Here is a 10,973-nt window from a genome sequence, read left to right as displayed (position 1 = left end):
TGCGTTCGGCCAGCGTGGTTTAACGGGGCGCCTGAGATCAAAAGCAGATCAAGATCAAGGGCGGCTCGCTTCGCATCGTGGTTACCGGCGACTCGCTGCGCATCGTGGTTAGGGTTGGGCGCTGCAGAGTTGTGTAGATGCCTATGGCCCATTAGGCGGTATGGCCAAGTCAAATACCCTTGAACACGCCCGGGCGCTTCTCGATCATCGCCCGCACGCCTTCCTTGGCATCCTCGCTGTTGAGCAATTTATCCACCATCGGCGGCAATGCGGCCGCCGCTACGGTCTCACCTTCCCTGTGTGCCAGTCGCGCCGACATCAGCGTTGCCTGCACCCCAAGCGGCGCCTGGCGTGCGATGCGATTGGCCAACTCGATGGCGCGCGGCAGCAGGTCTTCGCTGGCCATCACTTCCTGCACCAGGCCCAGGCGCAGGGCTTCATGGGCGTCAAATTCATCGCCGGTCAGCAACCAGCGCATTGCATTGCCCCAGCCGGCGATCTGATGAAAGCGTAATGTCGCGCCGCCGAACGGAAAGATCCCACGCTGCACTTCCATCTGCGCGAAGCGAGTGTTGCTGGCGCAAAGGTTGATATCCGCCGCCAGCATCAGTTCGATGCCGATGGTCAGGCAGTAGCCGTGGACGGCGACGATCACCGGCTTATTGACCCTGGGGCCGGCGAACACGCCCCAGGGATCGCAGCCACCCAGGGGCGGTTGCCAGCCTCCGGCCATTACCCCGCTGACGTTGGCCAGGTCGAGCCCGGCGGTGAAGTGGTCGCCATGGGCAAATACCACGGCAACCCGCGCGTCATCGTTTCGATCAAATTCGCCATAGGCCATGCTCAGTTCGTTGAGCAGATCCAGGTCGAAAGCATTGCGCTTGGCCACCCGGTCCAGTCCCAACAGCAGGACATGGCCCTGAAGTTCACGGCTGACGCGGCTGGTGCTGGCTTGATTCATCGGGTGTGCCCTCGGGCGCGGGTAAGGTTTCAGACCAAAGGGACGGTCTGGACAGGTGAACCGTTTAAGCGTGATGACCAACAGGGCCGGGCTTGTGAAAAATAGACCCTGGCGCAGTTATCTGCAAAGGCTGTGTCGCAGCACGGTTTCTCAGTGCTTTTCGATAAAAAAGCTCCCTTTTTCAGCTATTTCCGGTATAGTGCGCGCCGGCCTTTAACCGGGCCGCGTTTAGGTAGCGCAATTCCCCGAAGTCAGCTTCGGCTGCACGTCCGCACAGCGGACTCTTCCTTGACGAATCTTTTTCATTCATTCGTTTTCGCAAATCCCCGCCGACAAAGCAGCCAGGGCGACTCTTGAGTCTCAACACGGCATGCGCAGCTTTGGAGCATGGGTCTTTGCGGATGCACTTAGAGGCAGACCCATGACCCAGGAAACCGGCGGCTTCGCCGCTTTTAATCTTAACCCGAACATTCTCGCCGCAGTCATCGCGACTGGCTACGAAGAACCTTCGGCTATTCAGCAGCAATCGATCCCGATCATCATGGCCGGCCAGGACATGATTGGCCAGGCGCAAACCGGTACCGGTAAAACCGCCGCGTTCGCCCTGCCTATTCTGCATTGCATCGATCCTGCCAAGCGCGAGCCGCAAGCCCTGATCCTGGCGCCAACCCGTGAGTTGGCGCTGCAAGTAGCAACCGCTTTCGAAACCTACGCCAAGCAAATGCCAGGTGTAACCGTTGTGGCCGTTTACGGCGGCGCGCCCATGGGCCCACAACTGAAAGCCATCCGTAACGGCGCACAGATCGTTGTCGCCACCCCGGGCCGTCTGTGCGACCACCTGCGTCGTGACGAGAAAGTGCTGTCGACCGTGAACCATCTGGTTCTGGACGAAGCCGACGAAATGTTGAAGCTGGGCTTCATGGATGACCTGGAAGTCATCTTCAAGGCACTGCCACCGACCCGTCAGACCGTGCTGTTCTCGGCCACCCTGCCGCAGTCGATCCGTGCCATTGCCGAACGCCACCTGCGCGATCCGCAACACGTGAAGATCCAGACCAAGACCCAGACTGTCACCGCGATCGAACAGGCTCACCTGTTGGTTCACGCTGACCAGAAGACCTCGGCTGTATTGAGCCTGCTGGAAGTCGAAGACTTCGACGCCCTGATCATGTTCGTGCGCACCAAGCAAGCGACCCTGGACCTGGCCAGTGCCCTGGAAGCCAAAGGCTACAAGGCCGCTGCGCTGAACGGTGACATTGCCCAGAACCAGCGTGAGCGCGTGATCGACTCCCTCAAGGATGGCCGCCTGGACATCGTTGTAGCGACCGACGTTGCTGCCCGTGGCCTCGACGTTCCACGTATCACCCACGTGTTCAACGTTGACATGCCTTACGATCCGGAATCCTACGTTCACCGTATCGGCCGTACCGGCCGTGCCGGTCGCGAAGGTCGTGCGCTGCTGCTGGTCACTCCACGTGAGCGCCGCATGCTGCAAGTGATCGAGCGTGTAACCGGCCAGAAAGTTGCCGAAGTCCGTCTGCCGGATGCCCAGGCCGTTCTCGATGCGCGCATCAAGAAACTGACCAACAGCCTGGCGCCACTGGTGGCTGACGCTGAATCGACCCACGGCGACCTGCTGGACCGCCTGACCGCCGATATCGGTTGCACCCCCCGTGCCCTGGCTGCAGCGTTGCTGCGCAAAGCCACCAACGGTCAGGCCCTGACCCTGGCGGCCATTGAGAAAGAACGCCCACTGGTACCGAACAACGCGCCACGCGGTGATCGTCCAGAGCGTACCGGCGACCGTCCAGACCGTGGTGATCGTGAGCGTCGCGCTCCGGTCCCATTGGCCGAAGGCCGTGCCCGTTGCCGTACCGCGCTGGGCGCGCGTGACGGTATCGCGGCCAAGAACCTGCTGGGCGCTATCCTCAACGAGGGTGGCCTGGCACGTGAAGCCATCGGTCGCATCCAGGTGCGTGACAGCTTCTCCCTGGTGGAGCTGCCGGAAGACGGCCTGGAAAAACTGCTGGCCAAGTTGAAAGACACTCGCGTTGCCGGTAAGCAGTTGAAGCTGCGTCGCTACCGCGAAGATTGATCCGCCGTCAGGCTGATTGATCGCACATAAAAAATCCCCGACTGGTTCGGGGATTTTTTTTGCCTGGGATTTATGGCCGGCACTCGATTGTGGTGAGAGGGGCTGCGTCAGCCAAAACGATAGATATCCATTCCAAGCGCGCCCAGTGTGAAGCCCTGGTGCGCCACGCTGAAATCTCCGCCCACCCCCCGCGCGAAGTACAGCGGCAGCAAGTGCTCATCGCTGGGATGGCTGCGCACGGCGTGTGGCGCCTGGCGGCGATAGTCATGCAAGGCTGCGTCGTCATTGGCCGCCAGCTTGTCGACGACCCAGTCGCGAAACTCCAGCGCCCATGGCGTGATGGTTTCAGGCCCTGCGCGCCAATCCAGCTCGCCCAGGTTATGGGTGATGCTGCCGGAACCGATCAGTAGCACACCTTGCTCGCGCAGGCCGGCGAGCGCCCGCCCGACCCGGCTCTGCAGGGCCGGGCCCATGCGGCTGGGCAGCGACACTTGCACCACCGGGATATCCGCCGCCGGGTACATCAGCGACAGGGGTACCCAGGTGCCATGGTCGAAGGGGCGGCGCTCATCGATGTGCGCACCCAGGCCATCGGCATGCAGCAATTCGACGATTTCAGCGGCCAGCCGTGGGTCGCCCGGCGCGGGATACTGCACGGCAAACAGCTCGCGAGGGAACCCCCCAAAGTCATGCCAGGTCTCGGGTGCGCTGGCGCCACTGACCAGCAACTCCTGGCTTTCCCAGTGCGCCGATACCACCACAATCGCCTTCGGGCGCGGCAGCTCGGCCGCCAGGCGTTGCAACGCCGGGCCGCTCGCGCCGGGTTGCAGGGCGAGCATGGGGGAACCGTGCGAGATAAACAGGCTGGGGAGCATAATAGGAGTCCTGAGCGTTAACATAGGCCCATCTTCAGTCAGATCATCAATCAAAATCTAATATAAGTTTTAGTGCTTTTTGATCGAATTTTCGAGGTGATTTATGCAGCCTGAGTTTTGGCAGGAGCGTTGGGCCCGCAACCAGATTGGCTTTCATTTGCCCGAGGTCAACCCCTATCTGCAGCGGCATTGGCCGCAGTCGGGGCTGGTGGACGGGGCCAAGGTGCTGGTGCCGTTGTGTGGCAAAAGCCTGGATCTGGTATGGCTGGCCAGTCAGGGCTGCCACGTGATGGGGGTGGAACTGTCCGAGCAGGCGGTGGAGGCTTTTTTCAACGAGCAGGGGCTGGCGCCGCAGATCAGCCGAAGGGGCGACTTCAAGGTGTACCAGACGGGCTTGATCGAAGTGTGGTGTGGCGATTTCTTCGCGCTCGACGCACAGGCAGTCGCTGGTTGCAGCGCCCTGTATGACCGCGCAGCGTTGATCGCGTTGCCGCCGTTGATGCGCGCCCAATACGCCGAGCGCCTCACTGCCTTGCTGGGCCGTGGTTGCCAGGGCCTGCTGGTTACGCTCGATTACGATCAGGTGCAAAAGGCCGGGCCGCCTTTTGCCGTCAGCGATGCTGAAGTGCGCGTATTGCTGGGCGAGCACTGGGCATTGGACAGGCTCGAAGAGCAGGACATTCTCGGCGAAAGCTGGAAGTTTGTTCAGGACGGCGTCACCCGCCTTGACGAGCGGGTTTACCGGTTGACCAGGGTCTGAATCACGCCCGCAAAAAAGGGGCGATTCAATCGCCCCTTTTGTCTTGCCCTATGCTGTCAGCCGCGACGACGCAATGCGTCAATCCGCTCTTCCAGCGGTGGGTGGCTCATGAACATGCGCGCCAGGCCTTGCTTGATGCCACCGTTGATACCAAAGGCGGTCAGGCTGTCCGGCATATGCACCGGCAGGCCTTGTTCGGAGCGCAGGCGCTGCAGTGCGCCGATCATCGCGCTGGTGCCCGCCAGGCGTGCGCCGGCTTCGTCTGCGCGAAACTCACGTTTACGCGAGAACCACATCACGATGGCGCTGGCCAGGAAACCCAGCACCAGCTCGGCGAAGATGGTTGCCACGAAGTAGGCGATACCGCGGCCTTCTTCGTTCTTGAAGATCACCTTGTCGACGAAGTTGCCGATGATCCGTGCGAAGAACATCACGAAGGTGTTCACCACGCCCTGTACCAGCGCGAGGGTGACCATGTCGCCATTGGCCACGTGGCCGATCTCGTGTGCCAGCACCGCTTTGACTTCGTCCGGCGAGAAACGCTCCAGCAGGCCCTGGCTGACGGCGACCAGTGCGTCGTTCTTGTTCCAGCCGGTGGCAAAGGCGTTGGCCTCGTAAGCAGGGAAAATCCCCACCTCGGGCATTTTGATGCCTGCTTCTTGAGACAACTGCTCCACGGTTTGCATCAGCCATTGTTCATGGCGAGTGCGTGGTTGAGTGATGATCTGGGTGCTGGTGCTCATTTTCGCCATCCACTTGGAGATGAACAGCGAGAACAGCGAACCGGCAAAACCAAAGACCGCACAGAAAATCAGCAGCTGATTGAGGTTCAGATCAACCCCGTTGGCCGCCATGAACCCATTGAAGCCAAAAAGGCTCAGGGTGACGCTGGCAATCAGTACGACTGCCAGGTTAGTGGCCAAGAACAGCAGGATGCGCATCATGGTTGTAGAATTCTCCTCATGCTTAATATGTCGCTTACTGCGGGGTATATAAGGTGCGGCCTGGGGTGATTCAACCGGGCGACTATTTCAAACTGTGTCCTACAGCGAAAATGTAGCGCGTTGAAGGGATTTTCCCACATCCAATCCCCTGTCGATTAGCCGCCAGGCGTGTCGAACAGCCCGTTAACACTAGGGCAGGGCGGCTGGCGCGGTGCCATCGTCGGCGCCGAGGCCGCCCTTGCCAAAGAAGTGTTGCCAGATAATCGCTGTACGACCAAATGAAGGTCGTACAGCCACATTTCCCTTACTGGCGATAGGACTTGAGGAAATTGCCGATGCGACCGATGGCCATATCCAGCTCATCCACGCGCGGTAGGGTCACCACGCGAAAGTGGTCCGGCCACGGCCAGTTGAACGCGGTGCCTTGCACTACCAGCAGTTTTTCCGACAGCAGCAGGTCGAGCACGAATTTTTCGTCGTTGAGGATCGGGCAGACTTTCGGGTCAATCCGCGGGAACGCGTACAACGCCCCCATGGGCTTCACGCAGCTGACGCCCGGGATGGCGTTGAGCAGCTCCCAGGTACGGTTGCGCTGCTCCAGCAGGCGCCCCTGGGGCAGGACCAGATCGTTGATGCTCTGGTAGCCGCCGAGGGCGGTCTGGATCGCGTGCTGGCTCGGCACGTTGGCGCACAGGCGCATATTGGCCAGCATGTCGATGCCTTCGATATAGCTCTGGGCGTTGTGCTTGGGCCCGGAGATGGCGATCCAGCCGGAGCGGAAGCCCGCGACGCGGTAGGACTTGGACAACCCGTTGAAGGTCAGGCACAGCAGGTCGGGTGCCAGGGAGGCGGTGCATACGTGGACCGCGTCATCGTAGAGGATCTTGTCGTAGATCTCGTCGGAGAACACCACCAGGTTATGTTGGCGCGCCAGTTCAAGCATGCCCAGCAGCACTTCCCTGGAATACACGGCGCCGGTGGGGTTGTTCGGGTTGATGATCACCAGGGCCTTGGTGTTCGGGGTGATCTTGGCCTTGATATCGGCCAGGTCAGGGAACCAGTCGGCACCTTCGTCGCAGAGGTAATGCACCGGGTGGCCACCGGCCAGGGTCACGGCGGCGGTCCACAATGGGTAGTCCGGCGCGGGCACCAGCACTTCGTCGCCGTTGTTGAGCAGCGCCTGCAGCGACATCACGATCAGCTCGGACACGCCATTGCCCAGGTAGATGTCCTCAATCCCGACACCTTCCACCTGCTTCTGCTGGTAATACTGCATCACCGCCTTGCGCGCGCTGAACAGGCCTTTGGAGTCGCTGTAGCCCTGGGCCGTGGGCAGGTTGCGGATCACGTCCTGGAGGATTTCGTCGGGCGCTTCGAAACCAAAGGGCGCCGGGTTGCCGATGTTCAGCTTGAGGATGCGGTGGCCTTCCTCTTCCAGGCGTTTGGCGTGCTTGAGCACCGGGCCGCGAATGTCGTAGCAGACGTTGGCGAGCTTGTTCGATTTGCTGACCTGCATGGCGATGTGATCCTGAAAATGAACGATCCAGACGGCGTGGGCACTACCGTACTGTGAATCCTGCGCGGCCCGCACCTTAAATACGTTTGAATGCCGGTGGCGCGGGTGCCAGACTGGCGTTTTGAAGAGGCGCAATCATACGTGCCGCCTGATCCACGGAAAAGACACAGATCAGGGTTTTTCAGTTGCCGAGGTGTACCCATGGAAAAGCTGCAGAAAACCGTTGAAGAATGGAAAGCCATGCTCGATCCGGAGCAGTACAACGTGTGCCGTCTCAAAGGCACTGAGCGACCTTTCAGCGGCAAGTACAACGAAACCAAGACCGACGGCGTGTATCACTGCATTTGCTGCAATGAGCCGCTGTTCGATTCCAAGGCCAAGTTCGATTCAGGCTGCGGCTGGCCCAGCTTCTACGAGCCGATTGCCGACAGTGCCATGGTTGAGATTCGCGATGTCAGCCACGGCATGATCCGCACCGAAGTCACCTGCGCCAAATGCGATGCACACCTGGGGCACGTGTTCCCGGACGGCCCGCCGCCGACCGGCCTGCGTTACTGCATCAACTCGGTGTGCCTGGACCTAGTGCCGCGCTGAGAGAACACGTGTTCGGCCACAATGTGGGAATGCCAGTCCGTTAAGCGTACATCGCCCTTTGTAGGAGCGAGCTTGCTCGCGAAAAATGTCGACGATAATGCGTGCTTTCTGAATGAGCGCGGTGACTGTCAGTTTTTCGCGAGCAAGCTCGCTCCTACAAAAAGCCTTTATTGACTGGCATTCACATTGGGGGCTGGTTGATGGGGCGTCATCATTCCCGCTTATTAGTTTGTACACAATTCAATTGCGTACTATCTTTCTGCTTCCCCTTTGCCAGAGTCACTGCCATGAGCGACAACCTGCTGAGCATCCCTTGCACCACCATCAAGGGTGAGCAAAAGACTTTGGCCGATTTTGCCGGCAAGGCCATCCTGGTGGTCAATACCGCCAGCAAATGTGGTTTCACCCCGCAGTACAAGGGCCTGGAACAACTCTGGCAGCAATACAAGGACCAGGGCCTGGTGGTGCTGGGCTTTCCGTGCAATCAGTTCGGCAAGCAGGAGCCGGGCAACGAAGGCGCGATTGCCGAGTTCTGCGAGCTGAACTTCGGCGTCAGTTTTCCTTTGTTCAAAAAGATCGACGTCAACGGCAGCGATGCCCACCCGCTGTTCGTGCAGTTGAAAAAGCAGGCGCCGGGGCTGCTGGGCTCAAAGAATATCAAATGGAATTTCACCAAGTTCCTCATCGGGCGTGATGGCAGGCAGGTCAAGCGTTTTGCACCGACCACCAAGCCTCAGGCTCTGAGCCAGGAGATCGAAGCGCTGCTCAAATGACCGATGCCGGCCCCAGTCAGAGGCTTGTCGTCTCAGGCACCCACAGGTCCAGCAGGGCTTTGAGTTCTTCACGGCGAAACGGCTTGGCCAGGTAGTCATTCATCCCCGCCGCACGGCAACGTTCACGCTCTTCGGCGAGGGCGTTGGCGGTCAAGGCAACGATCGGCAGGTCTGGCCAGCGGCCGCTCCGGCGAATCTGCCGGCTCGCTTCGTAGCCGTTCATCACGGGCATGTTGCAGTCCATCAACACCAGATCGAAACGCTGGTCCTCAAGACACTTGAGGGCTTCGCCACCATGGGCGGCCACAATGACCTCGCAGCCAAGCTTGCCGAGCATGCCCTTGGCCACCAGTTGATTGACCGGGTTGTCCTCCACCAGCAGGATACGCGCGCGATGGCTGAGTGACGTGGCGTCGATGCGGACAGGGTCCGCCATCGGTTGCGTGTCGCTGTGCAAATTACGCTGCAGGATCTGATAGAGCGCGTTACGGCTCAGCGGGCGTGCCTGTTGCTGCAGCGGTGCCAGCGCCGCGACTTCTTCGCCGGGCATGAAATTGCCATAGGCCGTTACTACCAGGATCGGCGCGGTAATGCCCATCCTCAGGCGGAACAGGCACTCCGGGCAATCGGTGATCAACAGGTCGGGATGCTGTCCGCTCAGGTCGTCTTCCATGGAATAACAACGCGGCGCCAACCCCCAGTGGGGCAGCAGCAGGGTGAGCAACTCTCCCAGGCCACTGCTTGGGTTGGTAATGACGATCACGTCGCCCGCCAGTGGTACTTGAGCCACCGCCGGCAAGTGGGTGGGCAGCGGCAGGTCGACGCAGAACTGGCTGCCGAAGCCGACCTCCGAACTGATACTCAAGCGGCCCTGCATGGCCTCGCACAGGTTATGGGTCAATGCGAGCCCCAGGCCCGTGCCGCCAAATTGGCGCGTGATACCGGCGCCGGCCTGGGTAAACGGCTGGAAAATCTTCACCTGCGCGTCCTGGGCAATGCCGATGCCGGTATCGCAGACCTCAATGCGTACGCCATCGCCGTGTTGGCTCAGGCGCACATCCACGCGGCCGAAGCGGGTGAACTTCAAGGCATTGGACAGCAGGTTACTGACGATTTGCCGTACCCGCGTCGGGTCGCCGATCACCTGTGCAGGAAACAGCGGGTCGATCAGGCAGGTCAGTTCCACGCTGGGTGCGGCGTTTTGCGACAACAGGTTGGCGGTGTCTTCCACCAGTGAGCCAAGGTCGAACGCGATACGCTCAAGCTCCAGTTGACCGGCGTCGAACTTGGACAAGTCGAGGATATCGTTGAGCAACTCCACCAGGACCTTGCCGGAGTCATGGGCGATGGACAGTTGCTGGCGCTGCTCGGCGTTGAGCGAGCTGTCCAGCGACAGGGCAATCATGCCCAGCAGGCCATTGAGCGGGGTGCGGATTTCATGGCTCATGTTGGCCAGGAACGCCGCCCGCGCCTGGGCCATTTCCAGGGCGGTCAATCTGGCAGCCTCCAGTTCATCATTGAACTGGCTCAAGCGTTGGTTGCTGGTCTTGAGCTCGAGGGTGCGCGCAGAAACGATGTCTTCGAGCTGACCCAGGTATTCGGTGAGACGATCCTCGGCATGGCGACGCTGCTGAATCTCGGTTTCCATGTTTTCGAACTGCTGGTTGGCAACGTTGACCAGCACACCGATTTCGTCATGCTCATGGCCCGGCGGGCAGTCCAGGCGCGCCTGTCGGCGCGTGCTCAACGCTCGGATAATGCGTACCAGCGGTTGGGTGAGCATGACGTAGAACAAGCCCAGCAGGATCCCGGTCAACAGCAGGCTGCGGATAAAACCGTTGAGCAACGTGACCTCGGCGCGGCGCAGGAAGCGGCTGCCGAACGCGTAGGTGTCTACATCCAGGCGCAACACCCCGAGGGATTCGTCGGGCATGTGGCTGAGGTACAGACGGTCCTCGAATGGACGGTTGGCGCCAAACAGAAAATCGCTGACGGGCCGATAATGGCTTTCCTTGCGCGGCCGGTCGACGTCGGCCAGCACCACGCCGTTGTTGTCGATCAACTGGGCGTGAACAATGACAGGGGAGTGCAGCAGGCCCAGGGTCAGTTCCTGGGCGAGTTCGGCATCGATGTTATAGGCGATGCGCGAGGCGGGGTTATGGCTGATTTCGATCAGCGAGCGTATTTCGCGGTTGATGGATGCGTCTTCGCTGGCATAATCAATGCCGATTTGGATAAGACTGAGCAAGGTTCCCAAGACGAAACCGACCAGCACAGTCAATCTGGCTTGTTTATAAGACAAGCGGTGGGCGAACTTGATATCCATCGAGTGTTGAACCACTTCACGTTTCCCTTCGCCCGGCAAGCATAGCTGAACATCCACCAATGCTGACTTGCCCGGCATGAATCGAATTTCGCAGCCTTGTGCGGTCTGCCGCTGGGTTGCCAATACGCC

The 10,973-nt window shown here is 60.2% G+C and carries 9 protein-coding genes; 4 read left to right on the top strand and 5 right to left on the bottom strand.

Translation table 11 applies throughout. The annotated features are described in order from the left end of the window. Window positions 1-169 precede the first annotated feature (169 nt). Window positions 170-961: a crotonase/enoyl-CoA hydratase family protein gene (locus tag BFP90_RS23030; protein ID WP_065885147.1), complete on the bottom strand. Its 792-nt coding sequence runs from the start codon at window positions 959-961 to the stop codon at window positions 170-172. Window positions 962-1,382: 421 nt separating this feature from the next. Between BFP90_RS23030 and BFP90_RS23025 the strand changes: the two genes are divergently transcribed. Beyond that, window positions 1,383-3,056 (top strand): DEAD/DEAH box helicase, encoded by a 1,674-nt coding sequence (locus BFP90_RS23025; RefSeq protein ID WP_065885148.1) that lies wholly within the window; start codon window positions 1,383-1,385, stop codon window positions 3,054-3,056. Window positions 3,057-3,163: 107 nt separating this feature from the next. Here BFP90_RS23025 and BFP90_RS23020 read toward each other — a convergent pair whose 3' ends face one another. Continuing rightward, window positions 3,164-3,931, bottom strand: a complete 768-nt coding sequence (locus tag BFP90_RS23020; protein WP_065898056.1) for a DODA-type extradiol aromatic ring-opening family dioxygenase — start codon at window positions 3,929-3,931, stop codon at window positions 3,164-3,166. A 103-nt stretch (window positions 3,932-4,034) separates the two neighbouring features. Here BFP90_RS23020 and BFP90_RS23015 point away from each other — a divergent pair, with 103 nt between their 5' ends. Continuing rightward, on the top strand, window positions 4,035-4,691 hold the full coding sequence (locus BFP90_RS23015; protein WP_065898055.1) for a thiopurine S-methyltransferase: 657 nt from the start codon (window positions 4,035-4,037) through the stop codon (window positions 4,689-4,691). Window positions 4,692-4,747: 56 nt separating this feature from the next. Here BFP90_RS23015 and htpX read toward each other — a convergent pair whose 3' ends face one another. Both htpX and BFP90_RS23005 read right to left on the bottom strand, forming a co-directional pair. After that, window positions 4,748-5,635, bottom strand: coding sequence for a protease HtpX (htpX, locus tag BFP90_RS23010; RefSeq protein ID WP_065885152.1), 888 nt, complete (start codon window positions 5,633-5,635; stop codon window positions 4,748-4,750). A gap of 304 nt (window positions 5,636-5,939) precedes the next feature. After that, the gene (locus BFP90_RS23005) at window positions 5,940-7,151 is read right to left on the bottom strand and encodes a pyridoxal phosphate-dependent aminotransferase (protein WP_065885153.1); all 1,212 of its coding nucleotides are present in this window, start codon (window positions 7,149-7,151) and stop codon (window positions 5,940-5,942) included. Window positions 7,152-7,352: 201 nt separating this feature from the next. Here BFP90_RS23005 and msrB point away from each other — a divergent pair, with 201 nt between their 5' ends. After that, window positions 7,353-7,745, top strand: a complete 393-nt coding sequence (msrB, locus tag BFP90_RS23000; protein WP_065894710.1) for a peptide-methionine (R)-S-oxide reductase MsrB — start codon at window positions 7,353-7,355, stop codon at window positions 7,743-7,745. Between the two features lie 287 nt (window positions 7,746-8,032). Beyond that, the gene (locus BFP90_RS22995; RefSeq protein WP_065898054.1) at window positions 8,033-8,518 is read left to right on the top strand and encodes a glutathione peroxidase; all 486 of its coding nucleotides are present in this window, start codon (window positions 8,033-8,035) and stop codon (window positions 8,516-8,518) included. A 16-nt stretch (window positions 8,519-8,534) separates the two neighbouring features. Here BFP90_RS22995 and BFP90_RS22990 read toward each other — a convergent pair whose 3' ends face one another. After that, complete coding sequence (locus tag BFP90_RS22990) at window positions 8,535-10,844, bottom strand: hybrid sensor histidine kinase/response regulator (RefSeq protein WP_065898076.1); 2,310 nt, start codon at window positions 10,842-10,844, stop codon at window positions 8,535-8,537. Window positions 10,845-10,973 lie beyond the last annotated feature (129 nt).

The sequence above is a fragment of the Pseudomonas sp. 24 E 13 genome, assembly GCF_900004715.1.
In the GTDB taxonomy this organism is placed as follows: Bacteria; Pseudomonadota; Gammaproteobacteria; order Pseudomonadales; family Pseudomonadaceae; genus Aquipseudomonas; species Aquipseudomonas orientalis_A.
Note: the sequence above shows the minus strand (reverse complement) of the source record. Positions and strands in the feature narration are given on the sequence as shown.

What these genes read in the sequence shown, in the direction of transcription:
- BFP90_RS23030 (WP_065885147.1), bottom strand. Translation starts at nt 961, where the DNA reads ATGAATCAAGCCAGCACCAGCCGCGTCAGCCGTGAACTTCAGGGCCAT.
- BFP90_RS23025 (WP_065885148.1), top strand. Translation starts at nt 1,383, where the DNA reads ATGACCCAGGAAACCGGCGGCTTCGCCGCTTTTAATCTTAACCCGAAC.
- BFP90_RS23020 (WP_065898056.1), bottom strand. Translation starts at nt 3,931, where the DNA reads ATGCTCCCCAGCCTGTTTATCTCGCACGGTTCCCCCATGCTCGCCCTG.
- BFP90_RS23015 (WP_065898055.1), top strand. Translation starts at nt 4,035, where the DNA reads ATGCAGCCTGAGTTTTGGCAGGAGCGTTGGGCCCGCAACCAGATTGGC.
- htpX (WP_065885152.1), bottom strand. Translation starts at nt 5,635, where the DNA reads ATGATGCGCATCCTGCTGTTCTTGGCCACTAACCTGGCAGTCGTACTG.
- BFP90_RS23005 (WP_065885153.1), bottom strand. Translation starts at nt 7,151, where the DNA reads ATGCAGGTCAGCAAATCGAACAAGCTCGCCAACGTCTGCTACGACATT.
- msrB (WP_065894710.1), top strand. Translation starts at nt 7,353, where the DNA reads ATGGAAAAGCTGCAGAAAACCGTTGAAGAATGGAAAGCCATGCTCGAT.
- BFP90_RS22995 (WP_065898054.1), top strand. Translation starts at nt 8,033, where the DNA reads ATGAGCGACAACCTGCTGAGCATCCCTTGCACCACCATCAAGGGTGAG.
- BFP90_RS22990 (WP_065898076.1), bottom strand. Translation starts at nt 10,844, where the DNA reads ATGGATATCAAGTTCGCCCACCGCTTGTCTTATAAACAAGCCAGATTG.